The organism is Paenibacillus mesotrionivorans (assembly GCF_046098205.1).
Lineage (GTDB): Bacteria > Bacillota > Bacilli > Paenibacillales > NBRC-103111 > Paenibacillus_AR > Paenibacillus_AR mesotrionivorans.
The window spans coordinates 25,798-44,572 of record NZ_JBJURJ010000015.1 but is presented as its reverse complement, the minus strand read 5'-3'; the positions used below and the strand labels follow the sequence as shown (position 1 = coordinate 44,572).

Annotated in this window: 15 protein-coding genes; 2 read left to right on the top strand and 13 right to left on the bottom strand. The window is 52.2% G+C overall.

What is annotated here, in order from left to right:
• Window positions 1-39 precede the first annotated feature (39 nt).
• From ACI1P1_RS21260 to ACI1P1_RS21250, 3 genes are all read right to left on the bottom strand, one after another.
• Window positions 40-942, bottom strand: coding sequence for an alpha/beta fold hydrolase (locus ACI1P1_RS21260; protein ID WP_416218452.1), 903 nt, complete (start codon window positions 940-942; stop codon window positions 40-42).
• Between the two features lie 16 nt (window positions 943-958).
• Complete coding sequence (locus ACI1P1_RS21255; RefSeq protein ID WP_416218451.1) at window positions 959-1,528, bottom strand: DUF2239 family protein; 570 nt, start codon at window positions 1,526-1,528, stop codon at window positions 959-961.
• A gap of 161 nt (window positions 1,529-1,689) precedes the next feature.
• Complete coding sequence (locus tag ACI1P1_RS21250) at window positions 1,690-2,451, bottom strand: MerR family transcriptional regulator (protein WP_416218450.1); 762 nt, start codon at window positions 2,449-2,451, stop codon at window positions 1,690-1,692.
• 151 nt (window positions 2,452-2,602) lie between these two features.
• Between ACI1P1_RS21250 and ACI1P1_RS21245 the strand changes: the two genes are divergently transcribed.
• Window positions 2,603-4,075: an MDR family MFS transporter gene (locus tag ACI1P1_RS21245; RefSeq protein WP_416218449.1), complete on the top strand. Its 1,473-nt coding sequence runs from the start codon at window positions 2,603-2,605 to the stop codon at window positions 4,073-4,075.
• 74 nt (window positions 4,076-4,149) lie between these two features.
• Here the strand turns inward: ACI1P1_RS21245 and ACI1P1_RS21240 are convergent, their stop codons facing one another.
• The 7 genes from ACI1P1_RS21240 to ACI1P1_RS21210 form a co-directional block, all read right to left on the bottom strand.
• Window positions 4,150-5,409, bottom strand: coding sequence for a HipA domain-containing protein (locus tag ACI1P1_RS21240; protein WP_416218448.1), 1,260 nt, complete (start codon window positions 5,407-5,409; stop codon window positions 4,150-4,152).
• Between the two features lie 928 nt (window positions 5,410-6,337).
• Window positions 6,338-7,867: an ABC transporter substrate-binding protein gene (locus tag ACI1P1_RS21235; protein ID WP_416218447.1), complete on the bottom strand. Its 1,530-nt coding sequence runs from the start codon at window positions 7,865-7,867 to the stop codon at window positions 6,338-6,340.
• A 176-nt stretch (window positions 7,868-8,043) separates the two neighbouring features.
• Window positions 8,044-9,654 carry an extracellular solute-binding protein gene (locus ACI1P1_RS21230; protein WP_416218446.1) on the bottom strand — a complete coding sequence of 537 codons (1,611 nt, stop codon included), beginning with the start codon at window positions 9,652-9,654 and terminating at the stop codon, window positions 8,044-8,046.
• Window positions 9,655-9,717: 63 nt separating this feature from the next.
• A complete protein-coding gene (locus ACI1P1_RS21225) occupies window positions 9,718-10,599 on the bottom strand; it encodes a carbohydrate ABC transporter permease (protein WP_416218445.1) in 882 nt (293 codons plus the stop codon).
• Window positions 10,600-10,623: 24 nt separating this feature from the next.
• Window positions 10,624-11,541 (bottom strand): ABC transporter permease, encoded by a 918-nt coding sequence (locus ACI1P1_RS21220; RefSeq protein ID WP_416218444.1) that lies wholly within the window; start codon window positions 11,539-11,541, stop codon window positions 10,624-10,626.
• Between the two features lie 188 nt (window positions 11,542-11,729).
• A complete protein-coding gene (locus ACI1P1_RS21215; protein WP_416218443.1) occupies window positions 11,730-13,493 on the bottom strand; it encodes a sensor histidine kinase in 1,764 nt (587 codons plus the stop codon).
• Between the two features lie 3 nt (window positions 13,494-13,496).
• A complete protein-coding gene (locus ACI1P1_RS21210) occupies window positions 13,497-15,029 on the bottom strand; it encodes a response regulator transcription factor (protein WP_416218442.1) in 1,533 nt (510 codons plus the stop codon).
• Window positions 15,030-15,130: 101 nt separating this feature from the next.
• Between ACI1P1_RS21210 and ACI1P1_RS21205 the strand changes: the two genes are divergently transcribed.
• A complete protein-coding gene (locus ACI1P1_RS21205) occupies window positions 15,131-15,316 on the top strand; it encodes a hypothetical protein (protein ID WP_416218441.1) in 186 nt (61 codons plus the stop codon).
• Between the two features lie 436 nt (window positions 15,317-15,752).
• Here ACI1P1_RS21205 and ACI1P1_RS21200 read toward each other — a convergent pair whose 3' ends face one another.
• From ACI1P1_RS21200 to ACI1P1_RS21190, 3 genes are all read right to left on the bottom strand, one after another.
• A complete protein-coding gene (locus tag ACI1P1_RS21200; RefSeq protein ID WP_416218440.1) occupies window positions 15,753-15,887 on the bottom strand; it encodes a hypothetical protein in 135 nt (44 codons plus the stop codon).
• Window positions 15,829-17,286, bottom strand: a complete 1,458-nt coding sequence (locus ACI1P1_RS21195) for a DNA-binding protein (protein ID WP_416218439.1) — start codon at window positions 17,284-17,286, stop codon at window positions 15,829-15,831. Before ACI1P1_RS21195 ends, ACI1P1_RS21200 begins: the two co-directional genes overlap by 59 nt.
• Before the next feature lie 242 nt (window positions 17,287-17,528).
• The gene (locus ACI1P1_RS21190; RefSeq protein WP_416218438.1) at window positions 17,529-18,593 is read right to left on the bottom strand and encodes a suppressor of fused domain protein; all 1,065 of its coding nucleotides are present in this window, start codon (window positions 18,591-18,593) and stop codon (window positions 17,529-17,531) included.
• Between the last annotated feature and the right edge of the window lie 182 nt (window positions 18,594-18,775).

Genomic DNA, 18,775 nt, shown 5'->3' with positions numbered 1-18,775 from the left:
CCGGCCAGGAGGTTTCCCTTCCAGGCAGTACGAGCCTTTTTATGATGCGTGTCCGCTCCGGTGAGCCGTCCGTTCGATGCCATCGATGACCATATCGTACAGTTCCTGAGGCAGATCATGCCCCATTCCGTCAAGCAGCATAAACTCCGCGTCGGGTATAGTGGAAGCCGTGTCCTCGCCGCAGGCGGGCACAAACAAGGGGTCATCCGATCCATGAATAATAAGTGCATGCATGGATAGAGCGGCCAGGCGTGGACGGCGGTCCCCGGAGACAGCAATAGCCGCAATTTGCCGCCCCACACTGCCCGGATCATAAGCCCGCTTCACCTCCTCCAGAATAAGCTCCCTGTAAGTCCTCTCATCAAACGGATAGCCTGTCCCGGCAATTCGCCTCGCAAAAGAAAGGCTGTGCGCGAGGAACCCTGCTTCATCCTCAAACGGATTCGGCGCCGGTTTCGTCATCATCGCCATCACTTCCGGAGAAGCTTGCGGCAGAGCGGAATTGCCGGAGCTAGACATAATTGAGGTGAGGGATAACACCCGCTCGGGGTAAACACTGGCTGCAAGCTGGGCGATCATCCCACCCATGGACCGTCCCACAAGATGAGCCCGCTTAATGGAAAGGGCATCGAGCAGACCGATAACGTCTGCTGCCATCTCATCGAGTGTATAAGGAAGGTCCGGCCGCTGCCCGGACATGAGCTTAGCCGCCAAGGCTTCAAAATCCAATGTCGGATAATCGCTGTAGTGTGTCGAGCATCCAGCATCGCGATTATCGAAGCGAATCACACGAAAGCCCCGTGCCGCCAGCCTCCGGCAAAAATCAGCTGTCCATCGGAGCATCTGTGTTCCAAGACCGGCAATTAAAATCACAGCCTCGTCCGTTTCGTTGCCGAAGCTGTCAAACGCCAGCTCCACATCATTGACTTTTACAATATTCATCCACATTCTCCTGCTTTCATCCTGGATTCCGCTTGGGAAATGCATCTAGGGCCAATTTCTTTATATGACTTTTGATATCGGGTGCCCATTCCTCCATGCTGTCATAAAAGCGATCCATATCACCGGAATAAAGCTCCCGCAGCGCTTCTTCGTAATGCGGGAAATTTCCGGCCACGGCCGTCATGAAATGATAGACTGACTCTTGTGACGCCCGTATTTTGCCTTGTTCCTCTCCGGCGCGGCGGGCTTCATCAATGAGCTTGCGCAAGGTGACGGAAGCTCCACCGGGTTGACCCTTCAGCCACTCCCATTGGCGCGGCAATAACGTAACCTCACCGGACACAACACCCAGCTTCGGACGTCCGGCCCGCCGGGGAGATTCGTCCGCGGCTAGATCATCAGTCTTGCCGCGGAAGTGAACATCAATTTGTTTTCCAGTAGAATCGTCAAAAATAAGCAGCTGCAGGAGCTCCCTGTCCTCCAACCTCTCCTTCACAATCGAAGTCACGGATGGCAAGGAACCTGATGCAACCATTCTTGTACCCAAAAATGCCGTACAGGTAATATCCGAATGACCATTTATCATGCTGCATTTCTCCTCTGCTCTTTTGCTTATTATACCCGGATAAAAATAGATAAGTCAATATTACCCGGATAAAATTATTCAACCCTTTTCCGTAGCCATACAAAAAGACGGTTGCCTCTGCATGACGCAGGAACAACCGCCTTTTCAAATGGATTCGTTTCTTATCTCAACCCGCATCCCCGCCGAATTGCTTCCGACACCAACTCCCCCAGCTCCGGCGGCGTCTGGCCCATTTCATCCTTGTACTTCTCATAAGCTTCTGCAATTTGAAGAAAGGTCTGGTCATCACAGGGAATCCAATTACTGAGCAGCTCCCTGTAAGCCGCAGCCGCTTCAGCTGCTTTTACGCTCTGCGGGCCATCCACCATAGCCTCCTGAAAGGTCTGTATGATCCTCCCGCACAGCGAAATGATCTGGCCGAAATCCACATTCACGATGACGGAGGCATTTTTCACGAGAGATTGATCACCCGATAATAAACCACTTTTGGCAAGGGGAAGAAAAAACTTGCTTTCGATTAGCATTCGGATTTCATTGGCGTAGATTTTCTTAATGGTTTCAATTCGGCTTTTATCAAAATCGCTTAACATGTAAATATCAAATTTGCCGTTTAAAATCTGGTCAATAGACTCGATCATTTTTTGCAGGGCGGCTTGTTTATCCAACAGAATTTGCTTATGCTGCCGCATAATTTCCTTTTCTACCTCAATGGGATTGTCCAGCAGCAAACGAATCTCGTCCAGGGAAAAACCAAGCTCCTTATAGAACAGAATACTCCATAGACGGCGCAAGCTATCGTCATTATATAAGCGGTAACCCGATTCTTTTACCGTACTGGGCGGCAGCAATCCAATTTGATCATAATACTGCAAGGTGCGGCGGCTTACGCCGGAGAGCTTGCTCACTTCATTGACACTTTTCACAGCTTTTTCCCCCTCAAGCCCATTTAAAAACCAGGGTTGACTCGAACGTTACGTTACACTCCATACTCACATTATCAACGAGCGGCAGCGTTTTGTAAAAGGCATCGCCCCTGACATTTCAACCGCCGCCTGTTAGGAGGGAGAATGGATAATGAGTATGAAGAAACAAACCGCAAAGCTTGATCCCATTCCCAAGGGGATCATGAATGTTGCCTGGATTTTGGTGCTTGGGGCGATCATGCCGCTCCTGGATTCAACCATGGTCAATATTGCCATAAACCACTTGAGTCAGGATTTTCGCATCGGACTGGACAGTGTGCAATGGGCCATCACCGGTTATGTGTTAGCGATGGCCATCTCAGTGCCGCTTGCGGGATGGGCCGCTTTGCGTTTTAACGGCAAGTGGCTGATGGTTGGCGCCAACGGCGTATTTTTGGCTACGTCCATTGGTGCAGGATTAAGCGGGAGCATCCAAGCCTTAATTCTGTTCCGGATTGTCCAAGGGTTAAGCGCCGGATTTATTATGACCTTGCTCACCACCCTGGTGGTTCAGATTGCCGGAAGCGAGCGAATGGGACGATTGATGTCCACCGTTGGCATTCCAATGGTATTAGGCCCCATTCTGGGTCCGGTGATTGGAGCGCTACTTGTTCAATTCTACTCCTGGCGTTACATTTTTCTGATCAACATTCCCATTGGCCTGATTGCCATCACCTTGATGATCCTGAAGTTGCCTACCTTCACACCTGTTAACCCGAAGGCCAAATCTGATTTTGCCGGCATCTTTTTATTGGGCGGCAGCTCAGCCGCATTGATCTATGGCATTTCCCAAGCAGCGAAAAATACCGTGTTGACCAATGGCACAACCGTGGGTTATGTGATGGCCGGCGTCGTTATTTTGCTGGTCTACCTGATCTACGCTGCCTTCAAAAAGGAACAGGCCATTCTGCCGCTGGGTTTATTCAAATCCAAAAGCTTCAGTGCGGTCATGGCGGGTTTGTTCCTTTCGAGTATTGCCACCAATGGTCCCATGTTATTGCTGCCTCTCTTTTTCCAGAACGTCAAGGGGTTCTCTGTTCTAAGTGTCGGGTTAATCCTGATTCCGCAGGGAATCGGTATGTTGATCGCCCGTCCCTTAATCGGCAAACTAACAGATCGATGGGGTGCGCGTTATGTGGTGTTAGCCAGCTTGTTCTTAGCCGTTGCAGGTACGGTTCCCTTTCTCTTCTTCCATGAGGGATCTTCTCTTGTGCAGATCGGGGTTGCCTTGTTTATCCGAGGCACGGGTATCGGCGGGATCGCCATTCCCTTGATGACAGACGGCTACACCGGCATGGTGAAGGAGGAGATTGCCCAAGCGAGTGTCGGAACACGGCTCATGCAAAATATTGGCGGCGCGTTTGGTTCAGCCGTAGTGGCAACGGCCGTCAGTCATTCGATGCAGGGCCAAACTCCCACGATCCCACTTTTGACCGCGGCTTACCAGGATGGATTTATGTTGACTTTGATCTTGAGTATCGTGATGCTCCTCCCTGCATTGTTCCTCACGAACAAAACGTCTGCTGCAAACAGAAAACCGGATAGCCAAGGCATAGGGGAGCTAAAGGAAAGCCGCTCTACGTAAAAATGAACAACCCCAACGAGACAATAAGTTAGTGTCTTGTTGGGGTTTTTATGATTTATTAGTCAGATCAATGTTTATCTTCCGCTCTTATCTTCTTCATCCGGGATACCGCCGTAAGCAATATTCTTCTTAACATCAGTGCTATGGTCGTCGATCCGTATCCGCGGCTCACGTGTTTGAATAAATTGCTTCAACTGTTCAATGCGTCCACGCAAGGACTGACAAATGGCATAACTCCGGGCTTCATCCACAAAAAGCGAATCATCAAAAAGCTCCCGCACCTGATCTTCTATCCCATCTAATCGTGTCAAATCCAGCCAATCAAAAGAAGTGACCAGCTTGAGCTGCTCCTTGTGATCAATCTTAAAGGGCTTACAGATCAACTTACTGTCTGCATGAATCAGACCGATAGGTTTGGAAAACCAAAGAGATGAACCACTATCATAAATCGGTGCCGGGCCAATCCATTCCAACGTCTCCGCATTCCGAATCACGCCAAAATTGTTCTGGTGCCGGTCTTCATTGGCAATCAGATAATCCACAACGATCATCCGGTCAAGCGCTTCCACAATGCCCCGAATGCCTAGCGCTTCACAACAGTTAACGTAATGCTGATAAACGGAAATATGATTTAGTTTTTGTTGGGTATGCATCACATACCAGGCCGTAATGAGTTCAGTCTGGGGTGTAATAAAATTTTCGCACACACTAAATGGGTAATCTTCCTGCTCTATTAACATGTAAGGAACATGAGGAATGCCTAACCGTTCCATGATTTTACTCGCAATTACTTCATTATACGGTTCTTGTTGAGTAGAACCGCTTCCGCCTTTAACCAAACAGCGCTTGCCATCAATAATCGTCCACTTTTTTTTCAGCCAACCATCAGAGGTATTATCCGGTGAAAGCAGGCTTATCGCATCGGATGCACCTTTACCCAGTAATACATTCCCCACATCCTCCGAAAAAGAGTTATGGAAAAAGTTAATGGTAGTCCATTCCAAATGTGAAGCCTCCGGAGAAATCCAATAGTGATCGGACAAGCTAAGCCCGTAACTTTTATCCAGCAACTGTTGTGTAGCAGACAGATTCAATTCAAGCAGGGCTTCTTGAATTCCGTCGCGGCTGGCCGGAATGGCGCGTCCCCTCCACCATTCATTGAGTGCTGCACGGTCGATCTTGCCCCTTTTGACAGGAATCCCAATAGGGATGTGCTGCTTGGAAAAGATTTGCCCAATCGCTGAAATGGAGGCTGTCGCTTCATCCAGTTCAACCTCAGCAACGGGTATATTTTTGTGCATGAGCATATAGGATTTCTTGCCGGATTCCGCCACAATTGTTCCCTCCCATTCTCTGATTATTCTTTATTATAGCAAGAGTCAGAGCCATACCCATCTTTAAAACCCACAACTTTGTTCAACATTTCAATGGACGTATTAATTTCATACACGCACTCCATACGGAGTGCGACCCCCAGATCACAAACATCCGCCCGCCCAAATTATTTCAATCCACGCACTCCATACGGAGTGCGACAGCTACCATTTCCCTGATTGATAACATAGTGGGAACAATTTGCAAGATTACGTCAATTCTTCTTCCAAATAAAGTATAGCATACGTATTGACATGACCAGAAGGGAAATATTTCCGTTTGACTTCGACAAAGTTTGAGGTGCGAATGTCCTGGAGTTTTTATGGGAGCTTGACATTCGCACCTGTGCTGGAGGGTAACTTCAAAACATTCACCGAACGAGGCATATTTCTCCAAAAACTGTCCTCTCCCGTCTTCAGCGGCGTAGGCGCACCCACCTGGTGGACTGCTATAACGTCTGTTTTTAACTAACCAATATGTGTTTATACCTGCTTGCGGAAGGTAATCCGCCCCATCTGATGAATGCGAGAGGATAATCGGGAGTTGGCCACTGTGAGTTGACAGCTAACGGAACTGTGGAGCTCTTAGCGGTGAATTTTCGGGAGTTGTCGCGGCTAACGGAACTGAGAAGCTTTTACAGGGTGGAATAGTCGCATCTACCTGCGATTTTGCCGTTTAAGGTCGCCTGAGTTCCGTTACATTCGCAAAAGCTGCATTTTGCGCCTCTAAGAGTCGCTCAGTTCCGTTAGCGCATCCGGACGAGCAGGGAACCTGAATCAACCAATTATGATTTACATAATTTGTAAATGTATATCCCCATTTAATTGGAGGGAACTCCGAATACACCTTGCATCCGCTCCAGCCATCCCCCACGTCCTTCCCTCCCCCTCACCGTCCGTTCCGGCTCCGAAAAGCATCGAATTGGCGTTGGATTTCCGCCTTCACATGCTCCAAACCGGCGTTTTTGAGCTTAGCCTGGAACCGGGACAGGGTGGTGTCCCAGTCCACCTTCTCATCGTAGAGCAGGGCCAGATATTCCGACACGATGACGTTTACCTGGGCCATCTCCGACTTGATGGGGGTCAGGTCGGGCATAAAGCCCAAGGTGGGCGAAGCCACCGCGTCCTGGTTCCAGCTGCGCAGCTCCTTCTTGTAGGGCTCCGACAGGTACTTGCTGAACCGGAAATAACGGATGTCGTTCCAGGCCCAATGAATGGACATATACCGCTTGGTGGGATGCACCTCGTCATAGGAGATGGCGTCCCCCACCAGCTTGTAATTGACATTTTTCACGCCATAGGTGAACAAATCATAATTTTCCTGGCTTTTCCGCACCCAGTTGATCAGCGCCACCGCTTCATTCACATGGCTGCTGGTGGAGAAAACAGACAGCATATTGTCCGCCGCCGTGAACATATACTTGGGCCGTTCGGGATGGAGATACACATTCTCCAGCTCGGCCAGAGGCAGCTTTTCCTTGAAGGAATCGATACGCTCCGCCTGCTTCAGAACCACACTCCAAGTGGCGGCAATTTTCCCTTCATATAAAGCCTTCTCCGGATCGGGAATCTCCGGTGTCCCTGACGGACCGTAAGGAATATAACCCTTGCGCTGCCATTCATGGAGCTTCTCCATAATCTGCCGGAAAAACACCGACTCATACGTGTTCTTGACCTCCAGCTCGGGATCGGCCGGATCGATATATACCGGGGCATTCAGGTAATTCCCCGCCAGGAACGCCACATCCCCATACTCCCGCAGCAGAAACCGTCCCGTATCATAAAAATATGGAATCATCTCCGGCTCATTCTCCGAGATGGCCTCCAGATAACGGTCCATATCCGCCACACTTTTGATTTCGGGCAGCCCGTATTTCTTCCGCAGATCCCCCCGGATCTGAACGAAGCTTTCATGCTCGGCAATAGGCATCACCCGGGGGATGGCATAGATATGCCCGTTGATAGTCACCCCTTGCAGGGCGTAATCCGGAGTATGGGCAAGAATTTCCGGCCCGTATGTCTCAAGCGCACTGTCCAGTGGGGCCAGCACCTTCTTCGAAACCATATCCGACAGATTTGAATAGGAGATCAGGGCCAGATCATAGTTCTCCCCGCTGGCTGCATTCACCCACACCCGGTTCCAATATTGGTCAAACGGGACAAAGGTAAACTCCAGCTTCAGCGGCAGTCCATCCAGAGCCAGCTTCTCCTCCACCGCCTTGGTTACCTGGGCCTGATCCTTGGGTTCGTCCAACGGGAACAGGAGCTTCAGCGTAACCGGCTCCGTTCCCGGCGCCGCCTGCTCATGGCCGGAGAGAACAGGTCCGCGAGGAGCACCGGGCCGGACCATAACCATCACAGCTGTGGCGGCTCCGGCCACCAGCACCAGCGCCAACGCTACCCATACGGCCTTCCTCATCTACATTCCCTCCTGTCTGCGATAAAACCTCTATGCTGTTTGCCTGTCGTTTTCATTATATCCAAAACCAGCCCCTTAAAGAAACGCAGCCTGCTGCCAGCCCAGCGCAGCACAGCCCACGCCGGCCCCCTACAAAAAACAGCGGCCCTCCTGAAGCGGCCGCTGTACATCATGTGCTATTTTTTGCTGGCCGCCACATAGCGGTCGTATTGGGCTTGTTTGCCCTTGATAACATCCTCAATGCCCATACCCTTCAGCGCCTTGATATAGCTGTCGAACTTGTCGAGACTTTCACTGCCGGTAATGAACTTGATATGCATTTCGTTCACATACGTGGTGATATCGGGCATAATCGTGCTTTCGGTGCTGGCTTCAGACGACAGGGCATATACGAAGGGGAACGGAGCCTTGATATATTTCTCCATGTCCTTGTCGATCTTGGCATGCCACGGTGCCACCAAGGTATCTACCGCTTCAACCGATTGCTCGATGGGCAGGTTTACCGGGTTGATGCCGGACTTTTGGATATAATCATTATCCTTACCCTTCTCCGTGTACTCCTTCTTGCCGTTGACTACATCATAAGTGTCGCCTTTGATGCCCCAGGCGTACAGCTCCTTGGCTTCCTCGCTGCTGGCATAATCCAGGAAGCGGAAGGCCAGCTCGGGGTCCTTGGCATTCTTGGAGATGCCGAAGATGCCGGTAATCGGGTTGCGGCCTACATAGAACTGGTCACCGTGAGGGCCTTTAAGCGGTGCAATGCCCTTGATCAGAGGCACATTGGGATCGTAATCCTTAAACAGCTTGCTATACACCATGGAAGAATGATAGCTGAAGTTGTAAGTGATACCGGTCAGGTTCTGCGAAATTTTGGAGGTCACCTGGTCGGCGGTGGTGCTGGCGAAGTCCGCCTCCAGCAGCCCTTCCTTATACAAGCCGTTCAGGTAAGCCAGGTATTCCTTGTAGGCCGGCTCATAGTAGGAATAATGCACCTTGCCGTTTTTGTCGGCATAGTAGTTATTGGCCAGGTCCAGACCGAAGGAGGGGCCGAAGGCTTGAGTCACCATTTTGGACTCCATGGACATGGGGATTTCATCCTGCTTGCCGTTGCCGTTGGGATCACTGGATTTGAACTTGCGCAGCACCTCGGTAAATTCATCCAGGGTGGTGGGCTCCTTCAATTGCAGCTTCTCCAGCCAACGGGTGTTGATCATAAAAAGAGGCTGATAGTTTTTGGTGACCGCCAGCTGGGGCACATAATAGATTTTGCCGTCCGGCGTGGTCAGACTGGCCTTCAGCTCAGGATATTTTTCGAACAGCTTCTTCAGGTTAACACCGGATTTGTCCAGATATTCATTCAAGGGTTTAAACAGCCCGCCCTGAATGTTCTTCATGTTCTGGTCCGGGTCCAGGGTGTAGATGATGTCCGGCAGGTCCTTCCCTGCGGCCAAACGAGGGCTGATGGCATCATTGTAGGTGCCCGGCGAAAGCAGCTCCCACTTGACGTTGACGCCTGTGCGCTTCACCAGCTCCTGGACAATGGAGGCCTTGTTCAAATCCACATTGTTGCTCCACGCATTGGTGGCCAGAATGCTCAGGCTGCCGCCGTTATTCGTAACCGGAGCGGCCCCGGTATACTGGAAGGCAGGTGCTGCGCTGGCACCCGGACTGGTGCTTGCCGCAGGGCTGGGGGTACTCTCTTCCTTGGACGAGCAGCCGGCAGCCAATACAATCACCAATGAAGCAGCCAGAGAAGCGTTAACGGCGCGTTTTGTTTGTTTTTTCATCTGATGTGAACCTCCCTATAATGGTTAAAATAAAATCAGAGCATCTATACAGTCAAGGACGGGTTATCCTTTTACTGCCCCCAGGGTAACGCCCTTCACAAAATATTTCTGGATGAAGGGATAGAATAGAACAATGGGAACAATACTGACTACGATGGAAACATAACGGACCTGCAGGGTGGAAACCGCCAGCGCGTTGGCAGAGGTTTGACCGCCCATTTTTTGCATAACCTCAGGAGAGGCCATAATCAGGACCCGCCGGAGGAAAATCGTAAGCGGCTGCAGCTCTTGTTTGCTCAGATAAAGCAGGGCACTGAAGAAGTCATTCCAGTGGGCAACGGCATAATACAGAGTCAGCACGGCCAGAGTTGGTTTGACCAGCGGCACGGCCATCCGGAACAGCAGGGTGAATTCCTTGGCTCCGTCCATACTGGCGCTCTCAAAAATCTCATTGGGAATGGACTCAAAGGCTGAACGCAGAATCATCACATTGAAGGTGTTGATCAGCACCGGCAGCACCATGGCCCAACGGGTGTTGTACAAGCCCAGCTCGGTAATGACCATATAGATGGGAATCAATCCCCCGGAAAAATACATGGTGAACGCGATGAAGAAGTTGAGCTTCCGCCGCAGGAAGAATTCCCGCTTGGACAAGGGGTAAGCGGCCAAACAGGTAAAGACCAGATTCAGTACCGTCCCCACCACCGTGTACCACAGGGTGTTGTAGTACGAGGTCCACAGCTCCTTGTATCCCAGCACCATCCGGTAACCGTCGAAGCTCAGGTCAACGGGAAACAGGGTGACCAGCTTGTTATCTATAGCCTGGACCGAGCTCATGGAGATGCTGACCAGATAGATAAACGGATACAGCGTAACAATAATCGCAATAAACACAATCAGATAAACCAGCGTATAGTAGGCTTTATCGACGAAAGGCTTTTTCATGGTGTCCTCCCCATCTCCTCGGTTTTACCATAGGGACATATCGTTGAACTTGCGGCTGGCCGTATTCGCCAGGAACACCAGCACGAAGCCCACCACGGAGTTGAACAGGCCCACAGCAGTAGCAAAGCCGAAGTTTTGTGATTCGATGCCCTGACGGTACACATAGGTGGAGATCACGTCTGCGGTTTCGTACGTGGCTCCGTTGTACAGCAGGTACACCTTCTCGAAATTGACGCTCATAATGCCCCCGATAGCCAGCAGCAGCAGAATCACAATGGTCGGCTTGAGGCTGGGCAGGGTCAGATGCCATACCTCCTGAAACTTGTTTACACCGTCGATTTTGCCGGAATCGTACATCTCCTGGTCAATGCCCATAATGGCGGCGATGTAGATAATCGAGCTGAAGCCGAAGCCCTGCCAGATGCCCGAGGCGGTAAAGATGGTGCGGAACCATTCCGGCGCCATCATAAAGTTGATCTTTTCCATCCCCATTTTGACCAAAAGGGTGTTGACGATGCCGTCGGCCGGGGACAGGAAGTTGATAATCATCCCCGCAATAACCACCGTCGAGATAAAGTGAGGCAGATAGGTAATGGTCTGGGCGAATTTCTTCAGAGCCGTATTCTTGATCTCCACCACGCATAACGCGAATACAATCGGCACCCAGAAGCCGAATACCAGCGGGTAAAAGGCCAGCAGGAACGTGTTACGGATCAGCCGCCAGAAGTAGCGGGACTCCACAAACTGGACGAACCACTTCATGCCCACCCAATCTCCGCCAAGGATGCCATTCCCGGGGGTGAAATTCTTGAAGGCCATGATCACACCCGGCATCGGCAGATAGCAGAAGATGAAATAATACAGGAATACGGGCAAAAACATCAGTATCAGCAGCTTATCCCGGCGGATGAGCTTGAGCAGCGGCGTTTTTTTCTGATGCATGCAAGGTAACTCTCCTTTCTCTTTTGCGTTGTCTTGTTTGCTGTAACCAAAGTGTAACATTTCGTTTCCCGGCTAAAAATCCAACATTTTTTCGATAAGCATCACTTTTTTGTGGTATTGAATCCGCTTACAAAGTATGTTTTCATGCAAAAAAAGCCTCCCGCTGCCGAATGCAGGGAAGACTTTTTTTAAAGGGGAGGCTCGGTGCCTGGGCCTACCAGGAATTTAGGGAAGGTGACGGTGACCTGTGTCCCTTGGCCCGGGTCGCTGGTAATCACCAGACCATACGCCGCTCCGAACAGAATCTGTATCCGGTCATGGACATTCTTCAGCCCGTATCCCCGGGCATGGGGAGCTAACAGCTGCTCCAGGGTTTCCGCATCCATACCGGGACCGTTGTCCGCAATCACAAATTGCAGCAGCCCCTCCTCGGTTAGGTGACCGGTCAGGGACACCAGGCCCCGCCGGGTATTTTTGCGCAGCCGGTCAATGCCATGCTCCAGGGCGTTCTCCAGCAGCGGCTGGAAGATCAGATGGATCATATCGTAATGCAGCAGCTCCTCCTCCACCTGGCAGACAAAATCGAAGCTGTTGTTATGCATGATCAGTTGGATCTGCATGTAGGCGTTGGCATTCTCCAGCTCCTGGCTGACGGCAATCACATTCTTGCCCTTATTCAGCACGGTGCGGTAAAACTTGGAGACGGTGGTGGTGATGCGGCTGATCTCCATGGCATCGATCTCCAGTGCCTTCCAGTTGATGATGGACAGGGTGTTATAGAGGAAGTGCGGGTTGATCTGGGTTTGCAGCGCCTTGAGCTCCGCTTCCTTCTGGATAATCTTGCTCTGGTACACCTCTTCGATCAGGGTATTGATGTTACCCAGCATCCGGTTGAACCGGTTGGTCAGCTGGCCGATCTCATCGGTGGAGGAGCTGGCTACGGACACCTTCAGGTTGCCATTTTCGACCATCATCATGGTTTTATTCAGGTGGGTGATCCGCTTGACGAAGGTGCTGGAAAACAGGGAGATGATGAACAGCAGAATAAGCAGACACAGGCCAATGATCAGCGCCGCCGCCTTGACAATGCTCCGGACATCCACGGACAAGCCGCTGCGGGGAGTGAAATAGAATACTCTCCAGCCGGTTTCGGCAATTTCCCCCTGGACATACATGTATTCGGTCTGCCCGTATTTGATGAACCCGTTGCTGCCGGTTAATTCCGTGAGCAGCTTCCCATCCTGTCCCGGGAGCGCCTCCATCCCCACATTCCTGGCCAGCACCGGCTGCCCCTCCCGGTTCACAATCAGCACCCCATAGGATGAAGCCTGCACATCCTCCAGCCCCTTGAACAGACTGTCTCCGTCCAGACTCAGGAAAAGAATGGCTGCGGATTGGCCTTCAGGCCGTTTGTTATCGGTATCCGTAAAGGTCCGTGTGGCGAAAAACTTGCCGTTGTTGGCGCTCCATTGGGTTTTGTCCGGCTCCCCTTGACCGGCTGTCCTGGCCCAAAGCAGGGCGTCCGTTAATTGAAGCGGCAGAATATATTCCCCGCGCAGAAGCTCCGTCCGGTTGGTAAATACCGAAATCTGCAGGATGTCCGGGTTGAAATCGAGAATATTCCCGAAGAACGGGTCCACATAATCCCGGTACAAGCCTGTAAAATCTCCGCTGGTCGCATTAAAAATTTGCTTGAACACAATATTCTGCGTGACGGAATTGATAATCGCCTCATACTGCCGGGTCCGGTAGCTGATGGACTCCGTGGCCTGCCGTACGGAGTTGTCCAGATTCTGACGGGCCTGCTTCAGCAGCAGTCCATTGGCCTGCATGTAGGAGAAGGCGCCCAGCATAATCAGCGGGATAATGCTGACGGTCAGATAAGAGACAATGAGCTTTTGCCGGAAACGGAGATTCTGGAAATAGTGGATCAGCCGGTTGGTTTTTTTCATGGATCAGCCGTACTGCTCGCGGTATTTGGCGGGGCTGACGCCAAAATGGTTCTTAAAGATTTTGCCGAAGTACGAATCATTCGGATACCCCACCATCCCGCTGATATGGGCAATCGTATGATTGGTGCGCAGCAGGGCCTCCCCAGCCTTCCGCATTCTTACTGCGGTCAAATATTTCACCAGCGTTTGCCCCATCTCCTTGCTGAACAGATGGCTCACATAGGTCTGGGTCAGGAACACCTGATCGGCAATCCATTGCAGGCTGATATCCGTCATATAATGCTCCTCAATGAGCTGGAGAATATCCTTGATGACCTTCTTGGTATATTCCTGGCCACCGCTTTCCTCGCCGATGCCCAGCTTGGTGAACACGCCCTCTGCCAAAACCCGCATATCGCTTAAGGATCGGCTGGAGAAAATCCCCTCCACATAAGCCCGGAAGTCGATTTGGCTCTCCTTGCCGCAGGTCTCCAGCAGCTTCTTGGTCAGCTCGATGCACATGTATTTGATGTAGACGGCGGAATGGTCGTGACCGTCGGCCATCACCTGAAAAAAATGCTCCATCCCCTTGCGGAAGCTGTAATAATCCTTGGCGTTCAAGTGCCAATACAAGGGCTCCATCAGGGCGCTGACGCTGGAGGTATCGGAATGGCTGCCCCCTTGGCCGCTGTCCGTATAGAACACAACACTTTCCTTATAGAAAAACCGGTTGGACAGGAGCTCCTCCATCTGCCGGTATTCATCCTTCAGCTGTCCGGACTCCGACAGGCAGCGTCCAATTACCAGGGCTACCCTTTCGCCGTAGCTGTCTGTTATGCCCTGCTTCAGCCGCGGTCCCAGCTGCCCGTCCGGCAGGCTGCCGGGTGGAAGCAGAATAAACAGCAGGCTTTGGTTCTCATTCAGGTTGATATATTCAAACTCGTGGCCCACCCACTGCTTAATCACCTCAGGGAATAACTGGCCGTGGCGGTCAAAGAAGCGCTGCCCGAAGTCCACCAGCACCAGCTGAACCAGCCGCCCCTCCAGGGAAAATCCAGCTGCCCCGTCCCCCTCCCGCGGCAAAGCGTCGCCGACCAGCTCCAGCAGCATCCGCTCCCGCTCGTATTCCATCCCCTTCTGGTAGCCCAGACGCAGCTGCTGCTCCTGCGCCTGCCGGTCCTTCTCCTCCTGGCAGAGCTTGCTCACATTGGTGAACACCCGCAGGAACTCCTCCACCTCTACCGGCTTCAGCAGATACGCGAAAATATTGTACCCGATGGCCTGCTGGGCATAGGCGAACTCACCGTAGGCGCTGTAGATAATAATTTTCAGGCTGCCGTAGCGCTCCCGGGCCTGATGGCTCAGCTCCAGCCCGTCCATAAAAGGCATCTTGATGTCGGTGAACAAAATATCCACCGGCTCCTGCTCCATCAGCGCCAGCGCCTCTTCCCCGTTCTCCGCTTCGAGAATTTCGAAAGGAAACTGGTGCTTCCGCAGGAGCCGGGCCACACCGTCCCGTTCAATCTGCTCATCGTCCACTAGCAATATCCGGAACACCCTTCTCCCCCCGTTGACTGCAATCGTTTACAGCCATTATAGCATACCCATCTTGGGGCAGAGAATTTACTTTGGCTGCCGGAAAAAGAATGTTTGGCGCGTTGTTTCGCCATGCGGTGCCTCTCCGGTCGGAGGGTGAGCGGAGATGGGGAGCTGAAGGACGCGATGATCTGGATGTGGAGAGCGGAGATGGGGAGCTGGAGGACGCGATGATCTGGATGTGGAGAGCGGGCAGACATGAGGAAATTAGGAAGCGGGCAGACGGAGGATGGTTCCCAAGTGGATAAGGTGATGATGGACAGCAACTGCGGCGGCTAACGGAACTCAGAAGCTCTTAGAAGCCAAAAACTAACCTTTTTCCCGGCTAACGGAACTCAACCGCTCTTAGAGGGAGATTCAGCGTCCAAATGGACGGAAAACCCCGGCTAAGAGCTTCTTAGTTCCGCTAGAATTTCAAAACCCGCTTTTTCGACCGCTAAGGTCTCCTCAGTTCCGTTAGCCGCTCGGCCCCCCGCTTTTTCGACCGCTAAGGTCTCCTCAGTTCCGTTAGCCGCTCGGCCCCCCGCTTTTTCGACCGCTAAGTTCTCCTGAGTTCTGTTTACCGCAGCTCACCTGCTCAGCCACCTCAGGTTCCATCCGTCAGCCGCCTCTCCCCCTCCCCCCGCGCAGCCACAGCACAAAAAAGACGCATCCTTGTGCGGATGCGTCCTCTGCCTTACCCGATCAGCCGCCTTCTCCATGGGACAGCGGTTGGATGACGCCGGGTTTGGTCGGGGCGATGCGGCCAACCAGCGAAAGCTCACCTGCTGCGCTTACTGCTACCAGTACCAGAAGAAATACGGAAATCCATTTTCGCATCGGGGATCACTCCTTTCATGATGGATTCAAATTCTTCTTTCTGCACATCGTGGGCCATGCTGCGGTATTTCTCGAACCAGGCGGCGCAGGCCATAGCCAGATGCTCATTATGGGAAGCCAAAGCTTGGCGTAACGCCCACAGCAGATAGTCCACTCCCTCCGCTATCAGCCCTTGCTGGAAGTGGTACACACCTAAGCCGTACAAAAGCTGGATGCGGCGGTTCAGCCGGAACGAAAGCGAATAGTACCCGCGGCTTTCCTTGTCCGGAGAATCCTCCATCAACGCCAGTACGTCCTCCTTAAAAAAGGGAAAAACATCATCCACATTTTCACCGTATCGGATGGCCGCTTCAATAATCGTAAGCAAACCGGGAATTTTCTCGTCAGCATGTCCATTCAGAAACTCCACATAATCCAGCAGATACTCAAATCTCCCCAGGAGGATATGTAAATTCAGCCGGTTGGCTTCGGCAAAAACAGCCAGCCGCTGCACCTCTGCCCTACCGGTCTCATCCAGATCATCAAACCAGCTCAGGTCACGGTATTGGCCCAAATAAGCAAAAGCCTCCTCATACCGCCCCTGCTTCTCCAGAGCGTTTCCCCTTAACAGATAGCTCTGGCCGTAATACACCACAAGAGGCCGCTCAGCCGGAAATAACCTTTCCTCTCGAGCCCCCCGTTCCTTCCGTTCGGATTCCAAATGCACACACAGGAGGGTCAGTGACAGCATTTCCTCCGCCATTTCGTTAACCTTATCCCACCGCTGGATAATAAAATAGGTATTGGCCAAATGGAGCAGCGCATCCAGTTGGACATGCTCCGGCAAACGGCTGCGGTGCGGCGCAAAGCGGATGGCCGCTTCACGGTACCGGTCCAGATCGAAGCCTTGGCTGATTTCGGCGCGGAACCATCTGTAATGGCTGACGGCAAAACGTTCGGAATGCTGCTTGATCTCCGTTTCAATCACATACCGGTACAGCGGGACCGCCTCGGTTTTACGGCCGCTTCCAAACAGCTCCTCCGCCAGCTTGAACACCGCCGGCAGGTGCTGCGGCTCATCCATCAGACGGTTCATTACCCGGTGCACCAAATCCGTCCGGTTGATATCCATACAGCGCAGCAAAAAAGGCTTGATGCGCCGCCATTGCATTTTGCCGTTACACAGAAAGTCGTTCATGTATTCCGGATACAGCCACCCCTCGGGTTGGCCGAGGATACGGGCGATGGAATCCAACAGCGTCAGGGGAGCCGGCTTGGACATACGGTTTATGCTTTCCTCAAGCACACGCAGGTTTACCGGGATTTTATAGGCCACGCTGCTTAGGGTCTGGCCGCGTCTATTCAGTTCCTCTGAAATTTTGGAATAAAGCCTGCTGCTGGTTTCCAAGGAAAGCTGCATCCCCATTGATCACCTCTGAAACGGACTCGTTCTTTCTATAAAACTATATCCAACACTTCTGGGATTTTTATACATTATGATTATATACTATAAAATCAGAATTGAAAATGGTGAATTGGAAGATTTATCACATAGAGAAGCGCCGCCTCCAGCTATGATTCTGAGCAGCCTCCTCCACCATTGGAGTCATTCTGGCCGCACAGATGAATAGCCGGAGACAGGCGCTCCGAGGGTCCCGCATTTTAACCGATGGTTTCCACCACGTTCCCGTCCTGGTCCTTGATATATGTTTTTCTTACCCGCACGGTCAGATTCTTAGCAGTAAACAGCTTGTATTCCCCTTCTATAGGACGGAGGGTGGTGGATAGCTCCTGAACGGCAGCTTCGCTTAAGCTGATCCGGACGAATTTCTCCCCCTCCTCATAGCCGGTTTCCTCGCCCAGCTGGAGGATCACCGCCAGATTCTGGCTGTTGAGGGTCAGCTCCTTGTTCTTCGGCAGGCGCCCCCGCAGCAGCTTGGCCACCGTTCCGGCCTGCTTCGCCCCCATAATCAGGGCTGCCGGGGCCTTATTCAATAACCGGCTTTTGCCCGGCTCCCATTCCAGCTGATCTACATAGAAGAAACCGGTATTGGATCCGTCACGCTCAATCCCCTCCTGCACCGCCTCGGCGATACCGGGCTTTTGCAACAGTGAATCCCTGGATAAATCCGTGATATAGCCGGGAAGCGCCTCCTGGGCAGACTGGAGGAATGAATTGGTGTTCCAGGACATCATGGCCTCCAGCTCATCGGCTGTAATCCCCACCATCTGCAGAAACTCCACCCGCCCATTAGGCGTATCGATAGCCGGCACCTCAGGATCATCGGTAAAAGCCAAGGCCGTCAGCCGGGTATCCGCTCCCAGGCAGATCGGTCCGTTGGCATCCAGATGATGGCCGGAGGCAAAGAAATTCCCGCTGGAAAATACATACCTGGCCATGTTCTGCAGCAGGCTCATGGCCCAGGCCGGAGGCTCCTGCTCGTCCGCCGAACGGACCAGCCGGAAGGTCAGCTCGAAGCCGTAGCCGCTGTATTCCGGGTCATCGGACTCCTTTTCATACAATTCCGAGAACCCGAAGGTGACAAAATGCCAATGGGGATAGGGCAGCTCCGCTTTATAGGCGCTGATCCCGTTCAGCGGGTCCTTGCCTCCCAGCATGTAGGGCAAGAGAGCAGCATAATGCTTCGGCTCCTGGGGTCCGTACAATCTCCTCATCTGCTCCTCAATGGCATCCCAACCGGCTGCCTCCACTTCTTCCTCGCTCATTTTATTCCCTCCCAATATCAATGTATGTACAGCTTGTCCGCAAAATGGATACCTCCTGGGGATATTACCCTGCTTCTTCCTATGTTAACCAACACGGTCTGCGGCTTGCCAAGGGTGACCGCCTTTTCCTGCCTCTCCCACGGTTTCATGTTACACTAAACGTATAACAGCCCAACAGGTGC

What these genes read in the sequence shown, in the direction of transcription:
- ACI1P1_RS21260 (WP_416218452.1), bottom strand. Translation starts at nt 942, where the DNA reads ATGAATATTGTAAAAGTCAATGATGTGGAGCTGGCGTTTGACAGCTTC.
- ACI1P1_RS21255 (WP_416218451.1), bottom strand. Translation starts at nt 1,528, where the DNA reads ATGATAAATGGTCATTCGGATATTACCTGTACGGCATTTTTGGGTACA.
- ACI1P1_RS21245 (WP_416218449.1), top strand. Translation starts at nt 2,603, where the DNA reads ATGAGTATGAAGAAACAAACCGCAAAGCTTGATCCCATTCCCAAGGGG.
- ACI1P1_RS21235 (WP_416218447.1), bottom strand. Translation starts at nt 7,867, where the DNA reads ATGAGGAAGGCCGTATGGGTAGCGTTGGCGCTGGTGCTGGTGGCCGGA.
- ACI1P1_RS21230 (WP_416218446.1), bottom strand. Translation starts at nt 9,654, where the DNA reads ATGAAAAAACAAACAAAACGCGCCGTTAACGCTTCTCTGGCTGCTTCA.
- ACI1P1_RS21225 (WP_416218445.1), bottom strand. Translation starts at nt 10,599, where the DNA reads ATGAAAAAGCCTTTCGTCGATAAAGCCTACTATACGCTGGTTTATCTG.
- ACI1P1_RS21220 (WP_416218444.1), bottom strand. Translation starts at nt 11,541, where the DNA reads ATGCATCAGAAAAAAACGCCGCTGCTCAAGCTCATCCGCCGGGATAAG.
- ACI1P1_RS21215 (WP_416218443.1), bottom strand. Translation starts at nt 13,493, where the DNA reads ATGAAAAAAACCAACCGGCTGATCCACTATTTCCAGAATCTCCGTTTC.
- ACI1P1_RS21200 (WP_416218440.1), bottom strand. Translation starts at nt 15,887, where the DNA reads ATGCGAAAATGGATTTCCGTATTTCTTCTGGTACTGGTAGCAGTAAGC.
- ACI1P1_RS21195 (WP_416218439.1), bottom strand. Translation starts at nt 17,286, where the DNA reads ATGCAGCTTTCCTTGGAAACCAGCAGCAGGCTTTATTCCAAAATTTCA.
- ACI1P1_RS21190 (WP_416218438.1), bottom strand. Translation starts at nt 18,593, where the DNA reads ATGAGCGAGGAAGAAGTGGAGGCAGCCGGTTGGGATGCCATTGAGGAG.